This is a genomic window from Pseudoxanthomonas suwonensis 11-1, from assembly GCF_000185965.1.
In the GTDB taxonomy this organism is placed as follows: domain Bacteria; phylum Pseudomonadota; class Gammaproteobacteria; order Xanthomonadales; family Xanthomonadaceae; genus Pseudoxanthomonas; species Pseudoxanthomonas suwonensis_A.
The window spans coordinates 3,054,638-3,080,152 of sequence record NC_014924.1 but is presented as its reverse complement, the minus strand read 5'-3'; the positions used below and the strand labels follow the sequence as shown (position 1 = coordinate 3,080,152).

Sequence of the window (25,515 nt, the reverse complement as noted above, 5' to 3'; positions counted from 1 at the left end):
GCGGGACCTGCGACGCGGCCGCCAGGCCGCGTCGTCGCGTCAGGGCCTGAGGCAACGCCCCAGGAAGTCCTCGGCCAGGCGGTAGCGATGCAGCGCATCCGCGCCGGACAGGCCGTGGCGTGCGCCCGGGTAGGCCATCATCTCGAACGGCTGGCCGCGCTTCTGCAGCGCCGACATCACCGCCGTGGCGTTGGTGAACAGCACGTTGTCGTCGGCCATGCCGTGCAGCAGCAGCAGCTTCGGTGCCTTCGGCCCGACCAGCCCTTCCACGTGCTCCAGCACCCGCGCGGCGCGGTAGCCGTCCGGATTGGCCGCCGGCAGGCCCATGTAGCGCTCGGTGTAATGGGTGTCGTACAGCGCCCAGTCGCTGACCGGCGCGCCGGCCACGCCGCAGGCATAGGCAGGCGTGCGGGCCAGCAGCATCAGGGTCATGTAGCCGCCGTTGGACCAGCCCTGCACGCCGATGCGCGAGGCATCGACCCACGGCTGCGACTTCAACCACTCGATGCCGCGCAGCTGGTCGTCCACTTCCACCGTGCCCTGGCGGCCGTACAGCGCGCCGCCGAAGTCACGGCCGCGGCGCGGGGTGCCGCGGTTGTCCAGCGAGAACACCACGTAGCCGCGCTGGGCCAGGTACTGGTTGAACAGTGCATCGGCGCGGCTGGGCCAGGCGCGGGTCACGGTCTGGGTGGCCGGGCCGCCGTAGACGTAGACCACCACCGGGTATTTCTTCTTCGGGTTGAAGCCGGCCGGTTTGATCAGGCTGTAGTGCAGCGCGGTGCTGCCGTCGGCCGCGGTGAGGGTGCCGAACTCCAGCGGCAGCTGCGCATCGCGGTAGCGCGCGAACGGATGCGCCGGATCGGCCGGGTCGTTGCGCAGCAGGGTCGCCAGGCGCACGCCGTCGTTGCGGAACAGGTCAATCTGCGGCGGAGTGGACTCGTTGGACCAGTGGTCCACATAGACGCTGGCATTGCGCGCGAACGCCGGTGCATGCATGCCCGGCTCCTGCGACAGCTTCTCCACCTCGCCGCCGGCCAGCGGCACGCGGTAGACGTGCTTCTCCAGCGGCGACTCATGGGTACCAGTGAACCAGGCGTAGCCGGCCCCGGCATCCACCGCGACCAGGTCGTCGACCACCCACTCGCCGGAGGTCAGCGCGGTGAGTTGGCTGCCGTCCTCGCTGGCGATGTACAGGTGCTGGAAGCCGCTCCGCTCGGAGGACCACAGGAAGCGGCCGTCGGGCAGGAACCGCAGTGCGTTGTGCAGCGGCACCCAGGTGTCGGAGGTCTCGGTGACCAGGACGCGCTGGCGGCCGCTGGCCAGGTCGGCCTCGACCAGTTCGAGCAGGTGCTGGTCGCGCGACTGGCGCTGGAAGGCCAGGCGCTGCGGATCGCGCCAGTCGACCCGGGCCAGGTAGATGTCCTGATCCTTGCCGAGGTCGATCCAGCGCGGCTTCGCGCGCTCGCGCGGGGCGATGGTGCCCAGCTGCACGCGCACGTTGGCGTCGCCGGCAGCCGGGTAGCGCTGGTCGACGACCACGGTGCGGTCGGCGTGCACCTCGTGGCGCTGGCGCAGCGGCACCGGCGATTCGTCGATGCGGATGAAGGCGATCGCGCTGTCGTCTGGCGCCCACCAGTAGCCGGTGTGGCGGCCCATCTCCTCGTCGGCCACGAACTCGGCCACGCCGTTGGCGATGGTCTCGCTGGCGTCGTGCGTCAGCCGGATCTCGCGCCCGCTGCGCAGGTCGATCACCCACAGCTCGCGCTCGCGCACGAAGCTGGCAAAGCCGCCGCGCGGCGACAGTCGCGCATCGGTGGCGAAACCCTGGCCCGAAGTCAGCTTGCGCACGGCCTCGCTGCCCTGCCTGCCAAGGTCGTAGAGGTAGAGCTCGCCGCCGAGCGGGAACAGCAGCGCCTTGCCATCGGGCGACCACTGGTAATCGACGATGCCCGACAGCGCCGCGATGCGCTGGCGCTCGCGCCGCGCCTTCTCGACCTCGCTGAGCACTTCCCCGCCCGGCAGCACCACGCTGGAATCCACCAGCAGCCGGGTCTGGCCGCTGGCCACGTCGTATTCCCACAGGTCCAGGCGGTTGCGGTCGCTGTCCTTGCCGCGCAGGAAGGTCACCCGCGCCCCGTCCGGCGACACCTGCGGCTTCATCAGCGTGGGCCCCGACAGCGGCGCGCTGCCGGTGATGGCCTCCAGGGTGAGCTTCTCCGGCGCAGGCGCGGCGGCGGTGGGAGCAGAGGGCAGGGTCATGGCAGCAGCAATGAGCAGCGGCGACAGGGCCGGGAACAGGGACAGGCGCATGCAGGGGTCCGTGGAAAGGTCATGCGGGAATTGTAGGCGGGGTGGCCGTGCGGACGAGCCGCGGGCGGGCACTAGCGCGATGGGCGGCAAGGCGATGCAACCGCGACCCGGGCCAGGCAGCAGTGGCCTGCCGTTACGCCGGCGAGCGCACCGCCATAATCAATATCGCGGTGTGGTCGCCGTATATCCCGGGCGCGTTATCCGGCGAGGAAGGTGAGAGCGCCAACAAGCCGTTGATCGGGAAAGCCTGCCGCACCGTTGACCGCCCCTCCGTCCCCCAGCAGACTCGGTGCTACGCCCCCCGCTGGGGGTCTAATGGTAGTTAAACATCATGAGGGAAGCGGTGATCGCCGAAGTATCGACTCAACTATCAGAGGTAGTTGGCGTCATCGAGCGCCATCTCGAACCGACGTTGCTGGCCGTACATTTGTACGGCTCCGCAGTGGATGGCGGCCTGAAGCCACACAGTGATATTGATTTGCTGGTTACGGTGACCGTAAGGCTTGATGAAACAACGCGGCGAGCTTTGATCAACGACCTTTTGGAAACTTCGGCTTCCCCTGGAGAGAGCGAGATTCTCCGCGCTGTAGAAGTCACCATTGTTGTGCACGACGACATCATTCCGTGGCGTTATCCAGCTAAGCGCGAACTGCAATTTGGAGAATGGCAGCGCAATGACATTCTTGCAGGTATCTTCGAGCCAGCCACGATCGACATTGATCTGGCTATCTTGCTGACAAAAGCAAGAGAACATAGCGTTGCCTTGGTAGGTCCAGCGGCGGAGGAACTCTTTGATCCGGTTCCTGAACAGGATCTATTTGAGGCGCTAAATGAAACCTTAACGCTATGGAACTCGCCGCCCGACTGGGCTGGCGATGAGCGAAATGTAGTGCTTACGTTGTCCCGCATTTGGTACAGCGCAGTAACCGGCAAAATCGCGCCGAAGGATGTCGCTGCCGACTGGGCAATGGAGCGCCTGCCGGCCCAGTATCAGCCCGTCATACTTGAAGCTAGACAGGCTTATCTTGGACAAGAAGAAGATCGCTTGGCCTCGCGCGCAGATCAGTTGGAAGAATTTGTTCACTACGTGAAAGGCGAGATCACCAAGGTAGTCGGCAAATAATGTCTAACAATTCGTTCAAGCCGACGCCGCTTCGCGGCGCGGCTTAACTCAAGCGTTAGGCCTACTTATGAAGCCTCTAGTCATTCCACCAGCAGCGCAGCGCGATGAATCGGCAAGGCAACTTGTCAGCGCTTGGGCCGCAGAGAAGGGCCTGCATTGCACACTCAACATTGGGCTGTGGCATGACAGCGGCCGTGACGAGCCTGCGTCTTGGGGCATTCTTCTGTCAGACCTTGCGCGTCATGCCGCAAACGCGCTGCAGGAGCAGTATGGCCTCGATTCAACAGATACGCTCGCCCGGATTCGACAAGCATTCGACATGGAGTTGTCGGATCCAACATCCGACACCACTGGGTCATTCCATCATGGTCACACGTAGGCCTAACAATTCATTCAAGCCGACGCCGCTTCGCGGCGCGGCTTAATTCAGGCGTTAGGCATCACCCATGGCATTCTCGATTTCCCCAGGCGACAAGCGCGACATTGCCAAGACACTCGGCAGGCGTCACAAGGACTTTTCATGGTCAGAGGATTTCTTCGTAAATCTGATCGAGAAGAATGAGACAAAGATGGATGTGTATTGGTCCGTTATCGCATTGCGCGATTGTGGTACTCCACGGTCAATCCCATCACTTAAAAGCCTCGCAACGCACCCATCCCAGGACGTAAAAGCAACGGCGATGCTGACCATCGCCCGCATTTCCAGATCCTCTGAAACTGAGTATTACGCCCTGAAGTTACTGGACCCTTCATATCGTGCAAAGTCGTATGCCCTTTGGGCCATTGCAGCTTACGGAGATGAGCGCGCAACTGATGCTGTGCACCAATACGTTAAGAAAAATCACAAAAAGCTAGCTGAGCCGAGCATCGACGCAAGAGAGACGTATGACATCATCTCGTACTTGTACCGGACACTCGGAGCTGCCAAGGCAGCACAACTATTCGCTAGTGATTATGTCTTTATCAGGACATCACTTGCCAAGTCCCTTAGCCGCCTCCCACCCCGCAACAGGGACAGGTTCGCGGCTAGGTATCCGGAAATCGACATCTCACTGGCAAGCAGTGATGCCTAACAATTCATTCAAGCCGAACCCGCTTCGCGGGTCGGCTTAATTCAGGCGTTAAGCTTCTTGGAAGGACTCGGCAATGACAAACATTGTGATCATGTTGATCCTGCTCACAGGACCGTATCTTCTGGCTCGCTCAGTTTCTTTTTTCACTGGTGGTCGTACGATTAACATCAGATCGGCTGCCGCTTGGGGGGCGGGAACTCTGTTCATTTTCACGGGCATAGGGCACTTCGTGCAAACAGAGCAGTTAACTTGGATGCTTCCTGATTGGGTGCCTCAAAGGACTTTTCTGATATATGCAACAGGAGTTCTAGAGTTTGTTATTGCTGCTGGATTTTTCTTGAAGAAGACCAGGTGGTTCTCCGGTGTTATTGCAATCGTTGTTCTTGTCGTGTTTTTCCCTGCCAATATTTATGCCGCCTTCAAGCACATCCCGATGAGTGGGAATGAGTGGGGGCCAATTTATCTATTAGTCCGTGGTCCTTTGCAGGCAATAATAATCTCTTGGATCTATTGGTTCGTCGCAAAGAAGCCTAACAATTCATTCAATCCGACACCGCTTCGCGGCGCGGCTTAATTCAGGCGTTAGGCGGCATGACGGACTTACTACGAGTTGATGACTTCAGATGCCACGACCAGCATTTGGTTCATGTGCTGCCGGGGCGTGAGCGCGAAGCCACCTGCTTTGCACGCCAACTCCTAAATCAAGGGGTGCCTGCGGGGCTCTTCATTCGAGGAGAGGATGTTACGGACTGGGGGTTTCTTGAAGATGCGACCGGAGTTGAGCATTTCGAGTTCGTAGACTTCTCGAGAACTCTCTCTTGCACAAAGCTATTGCCAATCAGCCACGCTAAGTATCTCCGCATAGTCGGCCGGAAGCTCTCTATAGATTTCACGATCTTCACATCGTTACAGACGATTTGCTATCAATGGCACCCCGAATCTTCAGGACTCGAGTCCTTGGATGCGCTGAAAAGTGCGTATCTTTATGAAATTGGCAGCGCCAAGAACGCTAGCCCATTCCCATTGCCGCCAAGCGTTGAGACGCTGCAGTTAGTGAGGTATTTCGCCGAGTCTATTGACTTTATTCACGATATGAATCACTTGGTTGACCTGGAAATAATATACGCGCGAAACCTGCGGGCGTTACCCCCACTGCGGTCCCTTAAACAGTTAGAGCTCAAGAACGTCGGTAGGGACAAGTTCGCATACGACTCAATTCCGGAAAGCGTTGAAGCAATTATCATTGAGGCGTGCGCCCCAGTTCATGACTGGGATTTTGTTCGGAAAATTAGCGGTCTAAAGCGATTGGTCGTTTTCAAGACAAAGTGTGCTGCACCATCTTCCGCTGCCAAGAGTGCATTGAGCCTTGTGCCCCTCCGCGACTTGCCACGTGGAGTAACCTGATGCCGGTGCCGCCTAACAATGCGTTCAAGCCGAAGCCGCTTCGTTCCGCAAAGCACATGGCAGGTACAGCTTGCCATGTGCTTCGCTCCACTGCGCGTCTCGGCTTAACTTAGGCGTTAGGCGCTTCTACCAGAGTTCTCAGGTTCTCATATGGCAATCAGACCAATCCTTCCAATCACAGACCCTCTTCTGCGGCAGAAATCCGCCGAGATCGAGACCATTGATGACTCCGTACGCGATCTTGTCTCCGACATGCTTGAGACAATGCAAGACGCTGATGGGGCCGGTCTTGCCGCCGTACAAATTGGAGAGTTGAGACGAATTCTTGTGGCTGACATTCCACTAGACGAGCCTCACGCGTCGCACAAGGTCTTCATCAATCCCGAGATAATTTGGCAGTCAGACGAGATCCAAGAGCTGGAAGGAGAAGGCTGTCTTTCCATGCCTGAAATCTATTTCACGGTTCCGAGAGCACTAGAAGTGAAAGTAAGATTCACGGATCTAGACGCTGTTACCCACGAAGTCCATGCGGAAGGATTCTCTGCCGTTTGCTTTCAGCATGAGATTGACCATCTGAATGGCATACGACAAATCGACCATGTCTCAAGCTTAAAACGAGACAAGTTTTTAGCAAAGTTCAGGAAGTATCTGCGGATCGATGAGTACGGACAAAGACTGCGGAGAAGCGCCTAACAATTCATTCAAGCCGACAACGCTTCGCGGCGCGGCTTAATTCAGGTGTTAGGCAGCTCAGACCATCTTGAGGAGAGGCCATTGAGCAATTGGGACACCACATTCCCGCCGCTGCTGCGCAAGCTCCACCAACTTGAGTTCGATTACGACGACGGCGACGGATATGATTTTGAGCCGTACCAAAGCTTCTTCCCAGCGGAAGAGAATGCGAGCTGGTTCAAAGCGTGGACAGGCAATGCCGCGATCGACGGCTCGCAGTTCCGGGTCTTTGGGCAAGACGGTACTGGTGGCTACGCTGCCTTCTGGCTTGTTCTCCCGGACCAACCGATTGAGAAGCAGCCCGTAGTGTTTCTTGGCTCGGAAGGCGAGAAGGGTGTTGTGGCGCTCAATTTGGACGAATACCTTTGGCTACTAGCAGATGGTGTGGGTCCATATGAGGCTGTCGCCTATCCAAGCCCAGATAGCAAGCCAAATGCTCAGTTCACCTTGTTTGCCCAAGAGAACTCGGGGATTGCCAAGCTCTCGGCTGCAGAGGTGCTCGCAAGGGCAAACGAAGCGTACCCTAGCTTTTCCGAGCAGATCGACAGCTTGTGTAGGTAGCTCCGTGCGCAAAGAGCCGCCTAACCCCTCCATCGAGCGGACATGCCCCGGCAAGCCGGGTCATGCCGCTCATGTCGAACGTTAGGCGGCTTTTATGACTACTCCGCTATTTGACGAGAATGCTCCCGCCTGCGCGGACTACAAGTGCGCGTTCCTGCCGCACGCTACCGTGCATCGCGCCAAAGCCGAGGCCATGTGGGAAAAGTACGCACCGTACGCTGATAGGGCTTTCCTCAGTTCGCTGCGATTCGATTTCCACGCCCGATTCTGGGAAATGCTGCTGTGCACCGAGCTGCTCGCCGCGGGTCTCAAAGTGGTGAAAGAGGGCGACGCGGGACCCGAGTTCTACATCACCTCAAACGGGAGGCGCTTCTGGATGGAGGCGGTATCCCCTAAGGCGGGCACCGGGCCAGATGCAGTGCCACCTATCGAGTACGGCCAAGCCGGAACAGTTCCCATCGATCGGATCGTCCTGAGGATCGCGTCGGCGCTTAGCGAAAAGCTTTGTCACTACCGCCGAGGGCTCGCTGCTGGCCGGATCTCACCGGAAGATGGATACATCATCTGCATCAATTCGTCGCAAGTGCCCCACGCGAAGTTCGGAACCGAGCCTTCCTATCCCTCGCGGGCGCTTTACGGCGTGGGCAACCTCACGCTGAGCATTGACCGGGATTCCGGAAAAGTACTGGATCAATTCAATGTGTACACGCCGAGCGTCATTAAGGTGTCCGGCGTAAGTGTTGGAACATCGCCATTTTTCGGCCCTGGTGAAACAGGTTGCTCTGCGGTTATCTATTCCGCGATGGACTTTTTCAACGTCGATCGGTTTCACGACAATGACTTCGGCGTCTACCACAACCCCAACGCGGCACACCCGCTACCGATTGGAGCGTTCCCTATGTTCGACCAATTCGCTCCCGATCCAGTCGACGAATCACGGTTTGCCATTCGGCATATTCATCGAAAAGCAGTCTAACTATTCGTTCAAGACGACGCCGCTTCCCGGCGCGGCTTAATTCAGCAACTGTCTTGAACGGGTCGCCTAAAGGACCACTAGGCCCTCCGCTCGAAGCTCGTCGCGACGCCTCGCAATGACGATGCCCAGCAGCTTGCGCATGCAGGCGACCAGCGCCACTTTGGCCAGCTTGCCGCGCGCCCTGAGCTGTTGGTAGTGCGCCTTCATCAACGGGTCCCATCGCACCGCGGAGAGCGTGGCCATGTAGAGCGCGACGCGCACCGGGGACCGGCCTCCTCTGATCCGGCGCTTGCCCTGCCCCTGGCCGCTGTCGCGGTTCATCGGCGCTACGCCGGTGAGCTTGGCGATCTGGCGGCGGTTCAGATGTCCTGACCTGAGTATGGAACTTGTAGCCAATCAGGCAGTGAGTCCGGGGTGGATGGTATCGGGTTCGGACCAGTTCCGGCGAACGGTTGCCGGCGGTTTGTAGCCATGGGCGCTGTGCGGCCGCTGTTCGTTGTAGAACTGCCGCCAGCGTTCGATCAGCACCTTCGCTTCGGCGCGGCTGCGGAACCATTCCCGGTTCAGAAGCTCGTCCCGAAGCTTGCCGTTGAAGCTCTCGACGAACCCGTTCTGCCAGGGGCTACCCGGCGCGATGAAGGCCGGGCCGATCGCCGCGTCGCGCAGCCAGCGCATCACCTTGGCCGCGGTGAACTCGGCGCCTTTGTCGGAGCGGACAAAGGCCGGTTTGCCGTAGATCCGCATCAGTCGCGACAGGGTAAGGATCACGTCTTGCGCCCGCAGGCTTGCCCCGACTTCGATCGCCAGGCACTCCCGGGTGTATTCGTCGATCACGCACAGCATCTTCAAGGCGCGTCCGTCGACCATCTGGTCGTGGACGAAGTCGTAACTCCAGACCGCATTCGGGCGAACCGCGCCCGGCAGGCGGATGTCGTTGCCGGATCGGCGGCGACGCGGCCGGCGGCGGGGAATGTTCAAGCCCAGCCCGCCGGAGGGCACGAACGCGCCGATGTAATGCGGCCGCGCATGCACGTGCAGGTCGATCAGGCCCGGCAGCAGCATCGCCTGGCCGTAGTCGTGCACCGGGGGGGGCGGCCGGGGCGGGGCAGTCGCGCGGGGTGCCGGCGCACTGGACCCGGCCGCCGGCCACGACCACCACACCCGGCGCCACCACCTTCCCGCTGCGTGCGTCGAACAGACGGCCGCGCAGTACCGCGTCGGCGCGGGGTGCGGCGGAGGTGGAAGCGGTCGAAGCGGTGGCGTGGATGGACGGCGCCGCCAGCGCGACGGCAACCAGCAGCGGGCGGAACCGGACGGCGGAGCGGGCAGGGCGCGTGCGCGGGGGATAAGGGCTGCGGGGCCGGCATTGTAGGCAGACGGCGGCCGGAGCCGCGGCAGGCAGCCGAGCGCCGCGGTCCGTGGCCCGGGCAGTGGCCGGGGCGTCGGGCTGCCCGACCGTTGGCGGAGGACGGCGTCCGGAAGGACGGCGTACGCCCGGTCGCGCGCCGCGAACGGCCGGCGGGCGATGCGCGCCCGGCCGGGACCCGGTCGGCCGGGTGCCCAGCCATCGCCTGCGGCCATCGTGCGAAGCGATGGAGCCTGGGGCGCGAGGTCCGGAGGCTTGCGCGTGCAGCTTTTTTCCTGGCTTTTCATATTCCCGTGCATTGCGCTCCAGGCAATCCGCCTTGTCTTCGAGGCCCGGAGCTTCGCCGCGGCGATGCCCGGAGCCTCGTGCGCAAGCCGCGGAGCCTCGCGCGTGGAGCGAACTGCCTTGATGCCGGAGCGGATTGCCTCGCGTTCCAGGCCCGGAGCTTCGCCGCGGCGATGTCCGGAGCCTTGCGCGCAAGGCAATCTGCCTGGCGCTCGAAGCCCGGAACGTGGAAGGCGAGGTTTTTTGCCTCGTGGGCCCCCGGCGGGGCCACGGCCGGACGGAATTGACCGTCGTCCAGCCCGGGAGCAGACTCCGGTCGCCCAGGAGGGCATTCATCCAGTCAGCCCGGGAGATTGCGTATGGAACGCGCAGCCGAACTGGGAGGCTTCTACGCCGCCCATGGCCTCTGGTTCATCGCCGAGGGCGAGCCGCTGGTGCCGCTGCTCGGCCAGGACACGCCGGTGCAAGGGCAGGACATCCTCCGCTTCCGCGGCGACGACCCGGAACAGGCCGTGGCCAGGGCCTGTGCCCACCTGGACGCCAACCCGCACGGGGTCGAGCGCGCGATCCTGGTGCATGACGGCCAGTTCGAATCGGACGGGGGCACGGCCGAGGCGCTGATCGCCATGGTCCGCTGCTACCGGGAACCCCGGTCGACCCTGGTTATCGCGCTCCCGTACCGGCGTGCACAGCCCGGCCAGGACTTCGGCCTGCTCCGGCCTAGGGTGCTCGGCTGGGAGGGCGAGCCACGCCCGAACTGGCACGCCCTCATGGGTGCGTTCTTCCGCGGCTTCCAGATGCATACCGCGGCGGCCCAGGTCTGGGCCGAGAACGAGGGGGAGCCGTAAGTCGCGCAGCCAGTGCCGGGTGCGCAGCGAAGTAGAAACAACCGGGGTCAGAGTGCAATTTCCATGCGCCGTGAACGCGTGCGCCTGGGAGTCCGGGAAATTGCACTCTGACCCCGGTTTTGCCTTGAATGCGCCTCAGCGCCCGAACAGCTGCCTGCGTTCCTCCTCGGTCAGCGGCTTGCCTGCGTTCGGGTTGACCTGCTGGGTCAGGGCGTAGGCGCGCTGGGTGGCCGGGCGTCCGGCGATGCTGGCGTGCCAGCGGCGCAGTTCCGGATACGGCTCCAGGTCCAGCGGGGCCCTGGTGTACGGATTGATCCAGGGATAGGCGGCCATGTCGGCGATGGTGTACTGGTCGCCGGCGATGAAGGCGCGGCCCTGCAGCCGCCTGTCGAGCACGCCCAGCAGGCGCTGCACCTCGCGGGTGTAGCGGTCGATGGCGTAGTCGATCTTCTCCGGCGCATACACGGTGAAGTGGCCGTACTGGCCGGTCATCGGGCCCTGGCCGGCGATCTGCCAGGCCAGCCACTGGTCCACCTCGACGCGTCCACGCAGGCCTTCGCCGCCGAAGCGCCCGGTCTTGTCGGCCAGGTAGCGCAGGATCGCGCCGGACTCGAACACCGTGATCGGCTCGCCCAGGTCGTTGGGCTCGCGGTCGATGATCGCCGGCATCTTGTTGTTCGGCGAGAACGCCAGGAACTCCGGCCTGAACTGGTCGCCCTTGCCGATGTCCACCGGCTTGATGGTGTAGGGCAGGCCGGCTTCCTCCAGGAACAGGGTGATCTTGTGGCCGTTGGGGGTGGGCCAGTAGTAGAGCTCGATCATTGGGTGCCTCCGCGTCGGGTACCGGTGAGTGTAGGGCGGAGCGGGGCAGGGACCGGTAGGCGGGATGGGCCGCTCCGTTGCAGCCGCGGCGGGAGCGGCTTCCGGGGTGGCCAGCGGGCCCCGCCGGCCACGCGCTTGCCTGCGCCGCCGATGCTCCCGCCGCTTGGCAGCCGGCCCGGCCCGCCGCTACCCTGCGCCGTCTTTTCACGCAGCGCAGCCCCCCATGACGCAGCCCCATACGCCCCGCCCGCTCAGCCCGCTCTCGTCCCTGATCTTCGCCTCGCGCTGGCTGCAGCTGCCGCTATACCTGGGCCTGATCCTGGCGCAGTGCGTCTACGTGTTCCTGTTCGCCAAGGAACTTTGGCACCTGGTCCACGACGCGCCGAGCATGGGCGAGCAGCAGATCATGCTGATCGTGCTGGGCCTGATCGACGTGGTGATGATCTCCAACCTGCTGGTGATGGTGATCGTCGGCGGCTACGAGACCTTCGTCTCGCGCCTGGGCCTGGAGGGCCATCCGGACCAGCCGGAGTGGCTGAGCCACGTCAACGCCTCGGTGCTCAAGGTGAAGCTGGCGATGGCGATCATCGGCATCTCTTCGATCCACCTGCTGAAGACCTTCATCGCCGCCGGCACCCTCAACGGCCTGCCGTTCTGCCCGCCGGAGCTGGTCGCCACTGCCGCCTCCAACGTCGGGGCCGCCCGCTGCAACGCGCTGACCACCGATGGCGTGCTGTGGCAGACCATCATCCATATCGTCTTCATCCTCTCGGCCATCGGCATCGCCTGGACCGACAAGCTGATGACCCACAACAGCCACAAGCGCGAGCACGCCGGCCACTGAGCCGTCGCGCCGCCCGTCGCGACCGCGCGGGACAGGAATGCCGGAGGGCCGCCGCAGGGCGGCCCTTCGCCGTTCATGTGTCCCGGAGAGGCCGCGAAGCCCCGCCAGGACTGCGTTCCATGCTCCGCCGGCGGCCGCCCCCCCCTCCACGGCCGCGCGTCTCACGGCCTGCGTCCCGCTTCCCCGTAAAATGCGCGCATGGATGTCTCCCACCTTCTCGACGGCCTCAACAGCGCCCAGCGCGAGGCCGTCTCGGCCCCGCCCGGCCATTACCTCGTGCTGGCCGGCGCCGGCTCCGGCAAGACCCGCGTCCTCACCCACCGCATCGCCTGGCTCAACGAGGTCCACGGCGTGCCGGCGCACGGGATCCTCGCGGTCACCTTCACCAACAAGGCCGCCGGCGAGATGCGTTCCCGCGCCGACATGCAGCTGCGCAACGGCAGCCGCGGCATGTGGATCGGCACCTTCCACGGCATCGCCCACCGCCTGTTGCGCCTGCACTGGAACGAGGCCAGGCTGCCTGAATCGTTCCAGGTGCTGGACAGCGACGACCAGCAGCGCCTGGTCAAGCGCGTGGTGCAGCAGCTGGAGCTGGACGAGGGCCGCTTCCCGCCGCGCCAGATCACCTGGTGGATTAACGCGCAGAAGGACGAGGGCCGCCGCCCGCAGCACATCCAGGCGGTCAACGACCCGTGGACCGAGTCCATGCGCCGCGCCTACGAGCTGTACCAGGAGCGCTGCGACCGCGCCGGCCTGGTCGACTTCGCCGAGCTGCTGCTGCGCGCCCACGAGCTGCTGCGCGACAACCCGGCCCTGCTGCAGCACTACCGCACGCGCTTCCGTGAGCTGCTGATCGACGAGTTCCAGGACACCAACGCCATCCAGTACGCCTTCGTGCGGGTGCTGGCCGGCGATACCGGCCGGGTGTTCGTGGTCGGCGACGACGACCAGGCCATCTACGGATGGCGCGGCGCCAAGGTCGAGAACGTGCAGCAGTTCCTGCGCGATTTCCCCGGCGCGCAGACCATCCGCCTGGAGCAGAACTACCGCTCCACCGCCAATATCCTCGGCGCCGCCAACGCGGTGATCGCGCACAACCCCGACCGCATCGGCAAGCAGCTGTGGACCGACAGCGGCGAGGGCGAGCCGGTGGACGTGTACGCGGCCTACAACGAGATGGACGAGGCCCGCTTCGTGGTCGAGCGCATCCGCCAGTGGGTGCGCGATGGCGGCAGCTGGCGCGAGGCGGCGGTGCTGTACCGCTCCAACGCCCAGTCGCGCGCGCTGGAAGAGGTGCTGCTGTCCGAGCAGGTGCCATACCGCGTGTATGGCGGCATGCGCTTCTTCGAGCGCGCCGAGATCAAGGACACCCTGGCCTACCTGCGCCTGGTCGCCAACCGCGCCGACGACGCCGCGTTCGAGCGCACGGTCAACACGCCGGCGCGCGGCATCGGCGACCGCACCCTGGACGAGGTCCGCCGCCGCGCCCGCGAACGTTCGCAGTCGCTGTGGGATGCGGCCACCGCCCTGGTCGCGGAGAACGCCTTGGCCGCGCGTGCGCGCAATGCGGTCGCCGGCTTCCTCGGCCTGGTCGAGGCGCTGGACGCGGAAACCGCCGACCTGGCGCTGAAGGACCGCGTCGACCACGTGCTCGCCCGTTCCGGCCTGCGCCAGCACTGGACCAGCGAGGCGCGCGGCCAGCTCGACGCCGAGTCGCGCCTGGAGAACCTGGACGAGCTGGTGTCGGTGGCCTCGCGCTTCTCGCGTGCCGAGCTGGACGACGACCAGGAAAGCATGAGCGAGCTGGTCGCCTTCCTGTCGTACGCGGCGCTGGAGGCCGGCGAAGGCCAGGCCCAGGCCGACGAGGATGGCGTGCAGCTGATGACCCTGCACTCGGCCAAGGGCCTGGAGTTCCCGCTGGTGTTCCTGGTCGGCGTGGAAGAGGGCGTGTTCCCCAGCAGCAAGTCCACCGAGGAACAGGGCCGGCTGGAGGAGGAGCGCCGCCTGGCCTACGTGGGCATCACCCGCGCCCGCCAGAAGCTGGTGATGACCTACGCCGAAAGCCGCCGCATCCACGGCATGGACATGTACGGCATGCCCTCGCGCTTCCTGCGTGAGATCCCCGGCCACCTGCTCAACGAGGTGCGCCCGCGCGTGCAGGTGGCGCGGCCGTTGGCCGCGGCCCCGCGCACCTCGGTGCATCCGGCGATCGAGGCCCCGTCCATTGCCCTGGGCCAGGCGGTGATGCATCCCAGCTTCGGCCGCGGCGTGGTCACCGACTACGAAGGCAGCGGCGCCCACGCCCGCGTCCAGGTGAACTTCGACGCCGCCGGCAGCAAGTGGCTGGTGCTGGCCTTCGCCAAGCTGCAGCCGGTCTGATCCGGGCCGCCCTGCAGGGGAGCGATGGCGGCGTATCTGCCGCCATCACGCCCGGGCATGTGCAATATGGGCAGTCCACGCGCCTGGAGGCCGCCATGTACCGACGCATCCTGATCGCCACCGATGGTTCCGAGCTGGCCGGCAAGGGCCTGGACCACGGGCTGGACCTGGCGCGCGCGGTCGGCGCGAAGGTGGTGGTGGTGACCGTGACCGAGCCGTGGATGCCCGCGTTCGACGATGCCCTGGCGCTGTCGGCCGATCCGGACATGCAGCGCCAGTACAAGGAGGGCTGCGAGCGTTCGGCCCAGCGCATCCTCGCCGACGCGGCCGCGCAGGCCGCATCGATCGGCGTGGAATGCACCACTGTGCACGTGCCCGACGGGCATCCTTCCGACGCCATCGTGCATGCGGCCGGGGAGCAGGGCGCCGACCTGGTGGTGATGGCCTCGCACGGCCGTCGCGGCCTGGGCAAGGTGCTGCTGGGCAGCCAGACCGAAGCGGTGGTGGCGCGTTCGACGGTGCCGGTGCTGGTCGTGCGCTGAGCGTACGCGGCCGTCAGGCCGCGCCGCCGAGGTGCTCGTGCAGGATCGCGGCACCGATGACGATCATCACGATGCCGCCGGCCAGCTCCGCGCGCCGGCCGACCAGGGCACCGAACACGCGCCCGAGCAGGATGCCGATGGTGACCATCACCATCGTGCACAGGCCGATGACCAGGGCGACCACCGCGATTGGCGCATCCAGGAAGGCCAGGCTCACGCCCACCGCCATCGCATCGATGCTGGTGCCCAGGGCAAGCAGCGCCATGCTCCAGAAGCCGTGGCGCCGGGCCGGATTTCCGCCGTCCTCGTCGTCGTCCGGGTGGATGCCGTGCCAGATCATGTGCAAGCCCAGCAGGACCAGCAGGCCGAACGCGATCCAGTGGTCCCAGGCGGTGATGTAACGCGCCGCGGCGATACCCAGCAGCCAGCCGATCACCGGGGTGATGCCCTCGATCACGCCGAACAGCAGCCCGGTGCGCAGGGCCAGGCCAATGCCGGGGCGCTGCATCGCCGCGCCCTTGCCCACGGCCGCGGCGAAGGCATCGGTGGACATGGCCAGGCCGATCATGAGGATGGAAAGCGGGCGCATCGGGAATACCAGGCTGGACAACGGACACGGCCGGCTGGCGCCCAGCCCCGGACGCGTCAGCCAACCGTTGGTCTCGCCAGTCCTTGCGGTGTCCGCGCCACGGCCACGGGCCGAGTGTGTTGACGCGGACGCCCTGCCATTGCGGCGGGGCAGGCTACTCCCCAAACGAGGATGGACAGGATACCACGCAGGCCATCGGCGCCGACGGTCGGAACGGCCTGTGGCTCGGGCCTCAGCGGCGTCGCGGCGGCACCGAGACGTGCAGGTGCCCGGGCACGTGCCAGCGCCAGGGGAACTCGACCGCACGGCTGATGCCGATGCGCGGGCCGACCACCGGGGCGTCCGGCGGCGGCGTGCCGTCGCCGGCGATGCACAGGCCGAGGTCGCCATCGACCAGGTCGGCGCCGTCGAACTGCCCGGTGATGCCGAAGGCCTGCGACAGCTTGCCCGGGCCGCTGGCCAGGTCGCGGTCGCGCCGCGCCCGTGGCCGCGCGGCGCGCATCAGCTCCAGTCGCAGCAGTGGCTCGGCTGCGCGCAGCAGCACGCCGAAGCCCTGGCCGACCTCGCCGCACACGGCATTGCTGCCCCAGTGCATGCCGTAGGTGAAGTAGACATACAGGTGGCCGGCCTCGCCGAACATGGTCGTGGTGCGCGGCGTCCGGCCGCGGAAGGAATGCGCGGCCGGGTCCTCGCTGCCGCCATAGGCCTCGACCTCGACGATGCGCGCGGCGCGGCCGTCTTCGCGCACCAGGATCTTGTTCAGCAGCTCCGGCGCGACCTCGGCCGGATGGCGCTGGTAGAAGGCGCGCGGCAGGACCTGCCAGTTCGGGTCGGGAAGCGGGATCACGTGCGGAATCGGCTCGTGCGGGGTGGCTGCGATCCAGCCTAGCCGCTGCGGGTGTTGCCGCGCGTCATCGCGGCCACCTGCCGATATGCACATGCGGGGTGGGCAACCGGCGGTAGGATCGACCGGGATCGCGAGCCGCCAACGGGAGTCCGTGCCATGAACATGCCTTCTCGCCGCCGTTTCCTCGCCCACTCGCTGCTGGCCACCTCGGCCGTCGCGGGTGCCTCCCTGCTGGGCACGCCCGGCCGCCTCTGGGCGGCGGCAGGCGAAACCAAGGCCTCGCCGCTGCTGACGCGCCCGATCCCGTCCACCGGCGAACTGCTGCCGGTGATCGGCGCTGGTACCTCCGGCAGCTACGACGTCGACCCCGGTTCGGCCGAGTACGCGCAGCTGCAGCGGGTGGTGAAGCACTTCTTCGAAGGCGGCGGGCGGGTGATCGACACCTCGCCCAACTACGGGCGTTCGGACACCGTGCTTGGCAGCCTGCTGGCCGATGGCGGCTGGCGCAAGCAGTGTTTCCTCGCCACCAAGATCGCCGCCGACAGCCGCGAGGCCGCCGAGGCGCAATGGGCCGAATCGCTGCGCCGGCTGCGCACCGACCATGTCGAGCTGCTGCAGGTCCACAACCTGCGCGACTGGAAGCGCCAGCTGCCGTATGCGCGCGAGCTCAAGGCCCAGGGCAGGACGAAGTACGTCGGCGTCACCCACTACACCGACGCCGGCCTGCCGGAGCTGGAGCAGGTCCTGCGCAGCGAGGCGCTGGACTTCATCCAGATCCACTACTCGGTCAACTCCGCCGCCGCGGCGAAGACCGTGCTGCCGCTGGCGCTGGACCGCGGCGTGGCCGTCATCATCAACCGCGCCTTCGACGATGGCCGCCTGTTCGCCAAGGTCAGGGACACCCCGCTGCCGGCCTGGGCCGCGGACGTCGGCGTGACTTCGTGGGCGCAGATGTTCCTGAAGTTCGCGATCAGCCATCCGGCGGTGACCGTGGTGATCCCGGCCACCGGCAAGCCGGAGCGCCAGCTGGACCAGCTCAAGGCCGGTACCGGACCGCTGCTGGATACACCACAGCAGCAGGAGCTGCTGCGCCGGTTCTCCGCCTGAGCCGCGCCCGATGACACGCGACACCGGGACTTCCACCCACCAGCCCTGGCTGTCGCGCCTGTCCGGCGTGCAGCCGCACGAGGCACCGGCGGTCGGCGCCGGCCTGGCGATGTTCTTCCTGCTGTTCACCGGCTACTTCATGCTGCGGCCGGTGCGCGAGACCTTCGGCGTGGCCGGTGGCGTGGACAACCTGCAGTGGCTGTTCACCGGCACCTTCGTCGCGACCCTCGCGGTGCTGCCGCTGTTCGGCTGGATCGCATCGAAGGTGCCGCGGCGGCGCATCGTGCCCTGGGTGTTCGGCGCGGTGGTCGCCAGCCTGCTCGGCTTCGGCGCCAGCCTGCTGCTGCAGCCGGAGAGCGTGTGGGTCGGGCGCGCGTTCTACATCTGGGTGTCGGTGATCAACCTGCTGCTGATTTCGCTGGCCTGGAGCGTGCTGGCCGACGTGTTCGCGCCTTCGGAAGCCAGGCGCCTGTTCGCCCTGGTCGCTGCCGGCGCCAGCGCCGGTGGCCTGGTCGGACCGGTGCTGACCACGCTGCTGGTCGGCCCGCTCGGGCATGGCGGCCTGCTGCTGCTGTCCTCGCTGCTGATCGGCGCCAGCGCCGCCACCGCGCTGTGGCTGCACCGCTGGCGCGACCGCCACCCGCTGCCGGCGCACGAGCGCGCGGCGGCACCGCCGCCGAAGCGGCTGGGCGGCAACCCGTTCGAGGGTGCCACCGACGTGTTCCGCTCGCCCTTCCTGCTGGGCATCTCGCTGTTCGTGGTGCTGCTGACCACGGTCACCACCTTCCTGTACTTCGAGCAGGCACGGCTGGTGGCCGAGCTGTTCCCGCACCGCGAGCAGCAGACCCGGGTGTTCGGCCTGATCGATACCGTGGTCCAGGTGCTGGCCATCCTCACCCAGCTGTTCGTCACCGGCCACGTGGCCAGGAAGCTGGGCGTGGGCGTGCTGCTGGTGGCGGTGCCGCTGGTGATGGCGGCCGGCTTCCTGTGGCTGGCGCTGGCGCCGGTGTTCGCGGTGTTCGTGGTGGTGATGGTCGCCCGCCGCGCCGGCGAGTACGCGCTGGTGCGCCCGGGCCGGGAAATGCTCTACACGGTCGTGCCGGCGGCGCAGAAGTACAAGGCCAAGAACTTCATCGACACCGCGGTCTACCGCGGCGGCGACGCGCTCTCGGCCTGGGTCAAGCGCATGCTCGACCTGCTGGGCGAGCACCCGTCGCTGGCGTTGTTCATCGGCGCCGGCGTGGCCCTGGTCTGGGCCGGCACCGGCGTGGCCCTGGGCCGCGCCCAGCGCCGGCGCGAGGCGGCGGCGCAGTAGCGGGGCACGGCGCCGGTTCAGGGCGCCGCGGCCTCCGCCTCCAGCTCGAGGAACCCGCCGGACTGGCGCTGCCACAGCTGCGCGTACAGCCCGCCGGCGGCCAGTAGCTGCTCGTGCGTGCCCTGCTCGACGATCCGGCCCTGGTCCATCACCACCAGCCGGTCCATCGCCGCGATGGTCGACAGGCGGTGGGCGATGGCGATCACCGTCTTGCCCTGCATCAGCCGGTACAGGTTCTCCTGGATCACCGCCTCGACCTCCGAGTCCAGCGCCGAGGTGGCCTCGTCCAGCACCAGGATCGGCGCGTTCTTCAGCAGCACGCGGGCAATGGCGACGCGCTGGCGCTGGCCGCCGGAGAGCTTGACGCCGCGCTCGCCGACCTGGGCGTCGTAGCCGCGGCGGCCCTTGGCGTCGACCAGTTCCATGATGAAGTCGTGCGCATTGGCCTGGCGCGCGGCCTCGACCATCTCTTCCTCGGTCGCGTCGGGCCGGCCGTACATGATGTTCTCGCGTACCGAGCGGTGCAGCAGCGAGGTGTCCTGGGTGACCATGCCGATGGACGCGCGCAGCGAATCCTGGGTGACCGTGGCGATGTCGGTGCCGTCGATCCGGATCGCGCCGCCTTCGCGGTCGTAGAAGCGCAGCAGCAGGTTCACCAGGGTCGACTTGCCGGCGCCGGAGCGGCCGACCAGGCCGACCTTTTCGCCCGGGCGCACGTGCAGGTCCAGGCCCTCGATCACGCCGCCCTTCTTGCCGTAGTGGAAGGTCACGTGGTCGAAGTGGATGTCGCCGCGCACCGGGCCGATGGCCTTCGCGCCGGACCTGTCGTCCACGGTAGCCGGCAGGGCGATGGAGTTGATGCCGTCCTGCACCGTGCCGATGTTCTCGAACAACGCCGACATCTCCCACATGATCCACTGCGACATGCCCATCAGGCGCAGCACGAAGGCGATGGCCACGGCGATCGCGCCCACGCTCACCGCGTCCTGCATCCACAGGCCGATGCCGGTGGCGGCCACCGCGAACAGCAGCAGCATGTTGAGGGTGTCGTTGCTGACGTTGACGAAGGTCGCCAGGCGCATCTGCCGGTGCACGGTGCCGAGGAAGCTGTCCATCGACTCGCGTGCGTAGGACTCCTCGCGGCGCGAGTGCGAGAACAGCTTCACCGTGGCGATGTTGGTGTAGCTGTCCACGATCCGGCCGGTCATGGTCGAACGCGCGTCGGCCTGCTCCTGGGCGACCCTGTTGAGGCGCGGGATCGCATAGCGCAGCAGGGCGGCGTAGGCGATGAGCCAGCCGGCGAAGGGCAGCATCAGCCGCCAGTCGGCCGCGGCCGCCACCAGCAGCGCGCCGCCGAAGTACACGACCACGTAGTTGCCCACGTCCAGCAGTTTGATCACCGTCTCGCGCACCGCCAGCGAGGTCTGCATCAGCTTGGTGGCGATGCGCCCGGCGAACTCGTCCTGGAAATAGCCCATGGACTGGCGCAGCAGGTAGCGGTGCACCCGCCAGCGGATGCGCATCGGGAAGTTGCCCAGCAGGGTCTGGTGGATCACCAGCGAGCTGAGCAGGTTCAGCGTCGGCATCACCACCAGCACCACCAGGGCCATGCCGGCGAACTTCCAGCCCTCCTCGGCCAGGAAGGTGGCAGGGGTGTGGCTGGACAGCCGGTCGACGATGGAGCCGGTGAACGCGTACAACGCCACCTCGGTGACGGCGATGGCGGTGGTCAGCAGCGCCATCAGCAGCAGCCAGCGCTCGGTGCCGCGGGTGTAGTGGCGGCAGAACGCGTACAGGCTGCGCGGCGGCTGCACCACCGGTGCCGGCGGATACGGGTCGATGCGGCGTTCGAACCAGCGGAACAGCCAGCTGCGGCGGGACGGGGTCGGGTTGGCGGGTGCGTCCATCGGAACTCTGGCGTGGGCCGCTCAGGCGGCGGCGTCGTAAGGGGTGGCCTGGCGGGCGTTGCGCAGCGCGCTGGCCCACCAGCCCAGGCGCCACAGGGCCAGCCGCATCGCCTCGTACGCGGGATCCTCGCGCGGCAGGCTGCCGTCGGCGGCAAACCGGGCCTGGGCATTGGCGAAGCCGACCCCGTCGCGCAGCGGCACCGCATGCAGGCTGGCGAACACCTGGCGCAACTGCTCCACCGCGCGCAGGCCACCGGAATGGCCGCCGTAGGAGACGAAGGCGACCGGCTTGGCCTGCCACTGGGTGTAGACCGCGTCGATCATCGATTTCAGCGCGGCCGGGTAGCCGTGATTGTACTCCGGGGTCACCACCAGGAATGCGTCCGCTGTCCGGACTTTGCGTACCAGAGATGGGCCGTGGCGGCCGGCAGGCGTGGCCGGATCGAGGCGGTCGGTTTTCCAGCCGCCGAGCGCGTCCACGCGCTGGAGTGTCCAGTTGGCGACGGTGTCGCAAAAGCGCAGCGGACGGTCGCTGCCGTAGAGCAGGGCAAGGCGCAGGGTCTGTTCGTGCATGGGAAGCATGGCGTCGTCGGGGGTGTGGCAGGCTAGGACCTCAACCTTGATTGAGGTCAAGCGATGGGCGGGACTCCCCATGCCGCGCAACCGCGCGGCAGCGACTGGCTGAGCGTGGGCCAGGTTGCCGCGCGCAGCGGCGTCGCCGTGTCGGCGCTGCATTTCTACGAGGCGCGCGGCCTGATCCGCAGCACCCGCAACGCCGGCAACCAGCGCCGCTACCCGCGCGCCGTGCTGCGGCGGGTGTCGCTGATCAAGGTGGCGCAGCGCGCCGGGGTGCCCTTGGCGGAGATCGGCGAGGCCCTGGCGACCCTGCCTGAAGACGGGATCCCGACCCGGGCCGACTGGCAGCGCCTGTCGCGGCAGTGGCGGGGCGACCTGGACGCCCGGATCGTGCGGCTGCAGCGCCTGCGCGACCAGCTGGACGGCTGCATCGGCTGCGGCTGCCTTTCGCTGAAGGATTGCCCGTTGCGCAATCCCGGCGACGTGCTGGCGGCCGAGGGGCCGGGCGCGCCCGGGCTGGAGCCGGGCTGAGAGGCCAGGAGCCGTCGGCTCCTACCAGGAGAACAGCTTCCAGTAGACCTGGGGCAGGTTCTCGGCGTCGTTGCGGTCCAGGGTGCCGTCGCCATCGCGGTCGTACAGGAAGTACGCCGGGCCGCGCACCGGGGTGATCCGGACCATGCGCAGCTGGCCGTTGACGCGGTACTCGTCCACCTTGTCGCCGTTGTCCAGCACGCGGCTGGCGACCTCGGCCCCGGTGAGGTCCACGGGCGCATCGGAGGTACCGGTGGTGGCGCAACCGGCGGCGAGCAGGCTGGCGGCCAGCGTGGCGGCGATCAGGAACAGCTTGCGCATGGCGGTTCTCCGTGGGGACCGCCCAATTATGCGGCAGCCGGCGCCCCGGCTGGGGCCGCACGGCGGCGGGACGCAGCGGTCCGGCGTCCGCGTCCGCCATTCCCGGCCCGTACCGGAGCGGGCCGCTAGAATGCAGCGATGAAACGCCTCATCCTGATCGACGGCTCCAGCTACCTCTACCGCGCCTTCCATGCGCTTCCGCCGCTGACCAATGCCGCCGGCGAGCCGACCGGCGCGCTGTTCGGCGTGGTCAACATGCTGCGGGCCACGCTCAAGGAGAAGCCCGACTACGTCGCCTTCGTGGTCGACGCCCCGGGCAAGACCTTCCGCGACGACCTGTACCCGCAGTACAAGGCCAACCGCCCGCCGATGCCCGACGAGCTGCGCGCCCAGGTGCAGCCGATGTGCGACATCGTCCATGCGCTGGGCATCGACATCCTGCGCGTGGATGGGGTCGAGGCGGACGACGTGATCGGCACCCTGGCCACCCAGGCCGCCGATGCCGGGATGGAGGTCACCATCTCCACCGGCGACAAGGACTTCGCCCAGCTGGTGCGCGCACCGGACGGCAACGGCGGCGGCTCGATCGCCCTGGTCAACACCATGACCGGCAGCCGCATGGATTCGGACGCGGCGGTGATCGAGAAGTTCGGGGTGCCGGCCGGCCGCATCGTCGACCTGCTGGCGCTGATGGGCGACACCATCGACAACGTCCCCGGCGTGGAGAAGTGCGGGCCCAAGACCGCGGCCAAGTGGATCGGCGAACATGGCTCGCTGGAGGGCGTGATCGCCGCGGCCCCGGGCATCAAGGGCAAGATCGGCGACAACCTGCGCGCGGCCCTGGACCGCCTGCCGCTCAACCGCGAGCTGGTGACCATCCGCACCGACGTGCCGCTGGAACAGGGCCCGGAGGCGCTGGTGCTGCGCGAGCGCCACGTGGACCAGCTGCGCGGGCTGTACGCCCGCTACGGCTTCAACCAGGCCCTGCGCGAGCTGGAAGGCGGCACGGTCGGCGCCGAGGTCGCGGAGAAGGAGCCCGGTCGCGCCCGCGGCACCGGTTTCGCCACCGCCACGGCCGCCGCGCCGGAAGGGCTGGATCCGGCACTGGCCGCGCCCGGGCAGTACGAGACCGTCACCACGGTGGAACAGCTGCAGGCCTGGATCGCTACCCTGCGCGCGGCCGGCAGCTTCGCCCTGGACACCGAAACCGACAGCCTCGATCCGATGCGCGCGCGCCTGGTCGGCCTGAGCTTCGCCGCCGAGCCCGGCCGCGCCGCCTACCTGCCGCTGGGCCACGACTACCCCGGCGCCCCGGCCCAGCTCGGCTACGAACAGGCGCTGGACCTGCTGCGCCCGCTGCTGGCCGACCCGGCGGTGCGCAAGATCGGCCAGCATGGCAAGTACGACCTGCACGTGCTGCGCCGCCATGGCGTGGCCGTGGCCGGCTATGCCGACGACACCCTGCTGGAGAGCTTCGTGCTCGATTCCGGCAACGCCCGCCACGACATGGACAGCCTGGCGCTGCGCCACCTCGGCTACACCACGGTCAAGTACGAGGACATCTGCGGCAAGGGCGTCAGGCAGATCCCGTTCTCGCAGTGCGCCCTGGACGACGCCACCCGCTATGCCGCCGAAGACGCCGACATCACGCTGCGCCTGCACCGCGTGCTGTCCGCGCGCCTGCAGGCCGAGCCGCAGCTGCAGGCTGTGTACCGCGACATCGAGATGCCGCTGGTGCAGGTGCTGGAGCGGATCGAGGCCAACGGCGTGCTGGTGGACATGGACGAGCTGCGCCGCCAGGGCGCGGACCTGTCGCGGCGCATGCTGGAGGCGCAGGAGCGCGCCACTGCGCTGGCCGGGCGCAGCTTCAACCTGGATTCGCCCAAGCAGCTGTGCGCGCTGCTGTTCGACGAACTGAAGCTGCCGGCGCTGGTGAAGACCCCCAAGGGCCAGCCCTCGACCAACGAGGAGGCGCTGGAGGCCATCGCCGACCTGCACGAGCTGCCGCGGATCATCCTCGAGTACCGCGGCCTGGCGAAGCTGCGCAGCACCTATACCGACAAGCTGCCGGAGATGGTCAATCCGGAGACCGGGCGGGTGCATACCAGCTACCACCAGGCCGGCGCCGCCACCGGCCGCCTGTCCTCGTCCGACCCGAACCTGCAGAACATCCCGATCCGCACCGACGACGGCCGCCGCATCCGCCGCGCCTTCGTCGCCCCGCCCGGGCGCAAGCTGGTCGCCTGCGACTATTCGCAGATCGAGCTGCGGATCATGGCCCACCTGTCCCAGGACCCGGGCCTGCTGGGCGCCTTCGCCTCCGGCGCCGACATCCACCGCGCCACCGCGGCGGAGGTGTTCGGCCGCCCGCTCGAGGAGGTCACGGTCAACGAGCGTCGCGCCGCCAAGGCGATCAACTTCGGCCTGATGTACGGCATGGGCGCGTTCGGGCTGGCGCGGCAGCTGGGGATCGACCGCGGCCAGGCCCAGGACTACATCGCCCTGTACTTCAGCCGCTACCCGGGCGTGCGCGACTACATGGAGCGCACCCGCGAGCAGGCGCGCGAGCGCGGGTACGTGGAAACCGTGTTCGGCCGCCGCCTGCACCTGGAGTACATCAACGCCCGCAACGCCGCCCAGCGTGCCGGCGCCGAGCGCGCGGCGATCAATGCGCCGATGCAGGGCACGGCAGCGGACATCATCAAGCGCGCCATGATCGCGGTGGATGCCTGGATCGCCGACCATGCCCAGCGCGCGCGCATGCTCCTGCAGGTGCACGACGAACTGGTATTCGAGGCCGACGAGGAGTTCGTGCCGGAACTGGTTTCGCGGGTGCCGGAACTGATGTCAGCGGCGGGCGACCTGAGCGTTCCGCTGGTCGTCGATACTGGTATCGGTAACAACTGGGACGAAGCACATTGACCTGTGTTTCACGTGGTTTTTACCCGAATCTGTATGCTTCATTCGGAAACCGTTTCGGGCCACTGAATCCGGACTAAACAAAACCGGTTCCAGTAACGCTTCTTCACGCAATACCAATGTTGCCCGTGGTTAGAT

The 25,515-nt window shown here is 66.6% G+C and carries 21 protein-coding genes and 3 pseudogenes; 15 read left to right on the top strand and 9 right to left on the bottom strand.

The window, feature by feature from the left end; translation table 11 throughout:
* Positions 1-39 precede the first annotated feature (39 nt).
* Entirely contained in the window at positions 40-2,259 is a 2,220-nt protein-coding gene (locus PSESU_RS14115) for a S9 family peptidase (protein WP_041765082.1), read from the bottom strand.
* A gap of 382 nt (positions 2,260-2,641) precedes the next feature.
* Between PSESU_RS14115 and aadA1 the strand changes: the two are divergent.
* The 7 genes and pseudogenes from aadA1 to PSESU_RS16320 all read left to right on the top strand — a co-directional run bounded on the left by aadA1 (position 2,642) and on the right by PSESU_RS16320 (position 8,179).
* A pseudogene (gene aadA1 / locus PSESU_RS15780) lies at positions 2,642-3,480 on the top strand (ANT(3'')-Ia family aminoglycoside nucleotidyltransferase AadA1).
* Between the two features lie 20 nt (positions 3,481-3,500).
* Complete coding sequence (locus PSESU_RS16655) at positions 3,501-3,812, top strand: DUF5076 domain-containing protein (protein ID WP_081459326.1); 312 nt, start codon at positions 3,501-3,503, stop codon at positions 3,810-3,812.
* Positions 3,813-3,879: 67 nt separating this feature from the next.
* Entirely contained in the window at positions 3,880-4,506 is a 627-nt protein-coding gene (locus PSESU_RS16330) for a HEAT repeat domain-containing protein (protein ID WP_155942785.1), read from the top strand.
* A gap of 73 nt (positions 4,507-4,579) precedes the next feature.
* Positions 4,580-5,080, top strand: a complete 501-nt coding sequence (locus tag PSESU_RS16020; RefSeq protein ID WP_081459325.1) for a DoxX family protein — start codon at positions 4,580-4,582, stop codon at positions 5,078-5,080.
* Positions 5,081-6,060: 980 nt separating this feature from the next.
* Entirely contained in the window at positions 6,061-6,603 is a 543-nt protein-coding gene (gene def, locus PSESU_RS14110) for a peptide deformylase (protein ID WP_013536474.1), read from the top strand.
* Positions 6,604-6,684: 81 nt separating this feature from the next.
* Entirely contained in the window at positions 6,685-7,203 is a 519-nt protein-coding gene (locus tag PSESU_RS16015) for a hypothetical protein (protein WP_013536473.1), read from the top strand.
* A 94-nt stretch (positions 7,204-7,297) separates the two neighbouring features.
* A complete protein-coding gene (locus PSESU_RS16320; protein ID WP_013536472.1) occupies positions 7,298-8,179 on the top strand; it encodes a hypothetical protein in 882 nt (293 codons plus the stop codon).
* A gap of 66 nt (positions 8,180-8,245) precedes the next feature.
* On the opposite strand, the pseudogene PSESU_RS14105 reads toward PSESU_RS16320, so the two are convergent.
* Together PSESU_RS14105 and PSESU_RS14100 are read right to left on the bottom strand one after the other, a co-directional pair.
* Positions 8,246-8,548, bottom strand: a pseudogene (locus PSESU_RS14105) (transposase); the annotation flags it as partial.
* 27 nt (positions 8,549-8,575) lie between these two features.
* Positions 8,576-9,163: pseudogene (locus PSESU_RS14100) on the bottom strand (IS3 family transposase); the annotation flags it as partial.
* A gap of 1,026 nt (positions 9,164-10,189) precedes the next feature.
* Here PSESU_RS14100 and PSESU_RS14095 point away from each other — a divergent pair.
* Positions 10,190-10,678 (top strand): hypothetical protein, encoded by a 489-nt coding sequence (locus PSESU_RS14095; RefSeq protein ID WP_013536470.1) that lies wholly within the window; start codon positions 10,190-10,192, stop codon positions 10,676-10,678.
* Positions 10,679-10,813: 135 nt separating this feature from the next.
* Here PSESU_RS14095 and PSESU_RS14090 read toward each other — a convergent pair whose 3' ends face one another.
* Complete coding sequence (locus tag PSESU_RS14090) at positions 10,814-11,500, bottom strand: glutathione binding-like protein (protein WP_013536469.1); 687 nt, start codon at positions 11,498-11,500, stop codon at positions 10,814-10,816.
* A gap of 223 nt (positions 11,501-11,723) precedes the next feature.
* Here PSESU_RS14090 and PSESU_RS14085 point away from each other — a divergent pair, with 223 nt between their 5' ends.
* From PSESU_RS14085 to PSESU_RS14075, 3 genes are all read left to right on the top strand, one after another.
* Positions 11,724-12,344, top strand: a complete 621-nt coding sequence (locus PSESU_RS14085; protein WP_013536468.1) for a TIGR00645 family protein — start codon at positions 11,724-11,726, stop codon at positions 12,342-12,344.
* Positions 12,345-12,542: 198 nt separating this feature from the next.
* Complete coding sequence (gene uvrD / locus PSESU_RS14080; RefSeq protein ID WP_013536467.1) at positions 12,543-14,723, top strand: DNA helicase II; 2,181 nt, start codon at positions 12,543-12,545, stop codon at positions 14,721-14,723.
* A 95-nt stretch (positions 14,724-14,818) separates the two neighbouring features.
* Positions 14,819-15,265: a universal stress protein gene (locus PSESU_RS14075; RefSeq protein WP_013536466.1), complete on the top strand. Its 447-nt coding sequence runs from the start codon at positions 14,819-14,821 to the stop codon at positions 15,263-15,265.
* A 13-nt stretch (positions 15,266-15,278) separates the two neighbouring features.
* Here PSESU_RS14075 and PSESU_RS14070 read toward each other — a convergent pair whose 3' ends face one another.
* Together PSESU_RS14070 and PSESU_RS14065 are read right to left on the bottom strand one after the other, a co-directional pair.
* Positions 15,279-15,854: a manganese efflux pump MntP family protein gene (locus PSESU_RS14070; protein WP_013536465.1), complete on the bottom strand. Its 576-nt coding sequence runs from the start codon at positions 15,852-15,854 to the stop codon at positions 15,279-15,281.
* A gap of 232 nt (positions 15,855-16,086) precedes the next feature.
* Entirely contained in the window at positions 16,087-16,701 is a 615-nt protein-coding gene (locus PSESU_RS14065; RefSeq protein ID WP_013536464.1) for a DNA-3-methyladenine glycosylase, read from the bottom strand.
* Positions 16,702-16,857: 156 nt separating this feature from the next.
* Between PSESU_RS14065 and PSESU_RS14060 the strand changes: the two genes are divergently transcribed.
* On the top strand, positions 16,858-17,808 hold the full coding sequence (locus PSESU_RS14060; RefSeq protein WP_013536463.1) for an aldo/keto reductase: 951 nt from the start codon (positions 16,858-16,860) through the stop codon (positions 17,806-17,808).
* A gap of 10 nt (positions 17,809-17,818) precedes the next feature.
* Positions 17,819-19,123 (top strand): NTP/NDP exchange transporter, encoded by a 1,305-nt coding sequence (locus tag PSESU_RS14055; protein WP_013536462.1) that lies wholly within the window; start codon positions 17,819-17,821, stop codon positions 19,121-19,123.
* 17 nt (positions 19,124-19,140) lie between these two features.
* Here PSESU_RS14055 and PSESU_RS14050 read toward each other — a convergent pair whose 3' ends face one another.
* On the bottom strand, positions 19,141-21,030 hold the full coding sequence (locus tag PSESU_RS14050) for an ABC transporter ATP-binding protein (RefSeq protein WP_013536461.1): 1,890 nt from the start codon (positions 21,028-21,030) through the stop codon (positions 19,141-19,143).
* A gap of 21 nt (positions 21,031-21,051) precedes the next feature.
* Positions 21,052-21,612 carry an NADPH-dependent FMN reductase gene (locus PSESU_RS14045; RefSeq protein ID WP_013536460.1) on the bottom strand — a complete coding sequence of 187 codons (561 nt, stop codon included), beginning with the start codon at positions 21,610-21,612 and terminating at the stop codon, positions 21,052-21,054.
* Positions 21,613-21,666: 54 nt separating this feature from the next.
* Between PSESU_RS14045 and soxR the strand changes: the two genes are divergently transcribed.
* Positions 21,667-22,137 (top strand): redox-sensitive transcriptional activator SoxR, encoded by a 471-nt coding sequence (soxR, locus tag PSESU_RS14040; RefSeq protein WP_013536459.1) that lies wholly within the window; start codon positions 21,667-21,669, stop codon positions 22,135-22,137.
* Between the two features lie 21 nt (positions 22,138-22,158).
* Here soxR and PSESU_RS14035 read toward each other — a convergent pair whose 3' ends face one another.
* Positions 22,159-22,458 (bottom strand): DUF2782 domain-containing protein, encoded by a 300-nt coding sequence (locus tag PSESU_RS14035; protein ID WP_013536458.1) that lies wholly within the window; start codon positions 22,456-22,458, stop codon positions 22,159-22,161.
* A 138-nt stretch (positions 22,459-22,596) separates the two neighbouring features.
* Between PSESU_RS14035 and polA the strand changes: the two genes are divergently transcribed.
* Positions 22,597-25,380 carry a DNA polymerase I gene (polA, locus tag PSESU_RS14030; RefSeq protein WP_013536457.1) on the top strand — a complete coding sequence of 928 codons (2,784 nt, stop codon included), beginning with the start codon at positions 22,597-22,599 and terminating at the stop codon, positions 25,378-25,380.
* Positions 25,381-25,515 lie beyond the last annotated feature (135 nt).